We start from the raw sequence: 521 nt of genomic DNA, 5'->3' as shown, positions 1-521 counted from the left end.
TCCACCTCCACCGTCGTAAGGAGGGAAATACATTCCTCCCCCACCTCTCGGAGGTCCAACTATAATTTCAGGGATATCAGTATTACTACCACTGCCTACAATACCTCTGCTATTTACTCCTGAATATTTATCTGCTAACTTCTGAAAAGAATTCACTGCAAAACTATACTGATCATATGTAGCAGCTATTTCATAATACCTGAGATAAGTCTCTTCTTTCTCCAAAAGTCCTATCATAAGCCCAATTACTTTATTACCTTTTATGACGGGGAAAAGCATTGCCTTGTCTCCGTTGTCCGCTTCCATAAGCTGGGAGTGGAAGCGAAAATCTGTATAAGGAGAATCTTCTGCTGTATTCCTGTTTTTTACAGGTGCATCTTTGAGCTCATAATATCGGTTAAAGAGATATTCAAAAGCTTTTGGGAAATTTACTTTCTCATTTCCTTGTTGGGTAAAGGCCGCAAATTTGTTTTGAGGTTCTTTGGTGTTTTGAGTGACATCATCTTCAATCCGGCAGGAAT

Annotated in this window: 1 pseudogene; it reads right to left on the bottom strand. The window is 39.5% G+C overall.

From position 1 onward, the window contains the following. Nucleotides 1-521, bottom strand: a pseudogene (locus DRF57_RS23855) (hypothetical protein); the annotation flags it as partial.

The sequence above is a fragment of the Chryseobacterium rhizosphaerae genome, from assembly GCF_003385455.1.
Classification (GTDB): Bacteria; Bacteroidota; Bacteroidia; order Flavobacteriales; family Weeksellaceae; genus Chryseobacterium; species Chryseobacterium rhizosphaerae.
The sequence above is the reverse complement of the archived record's forward strand: the minus strand, read 5'-3'. Positions and strand labels throughout refer to the sequence as shown.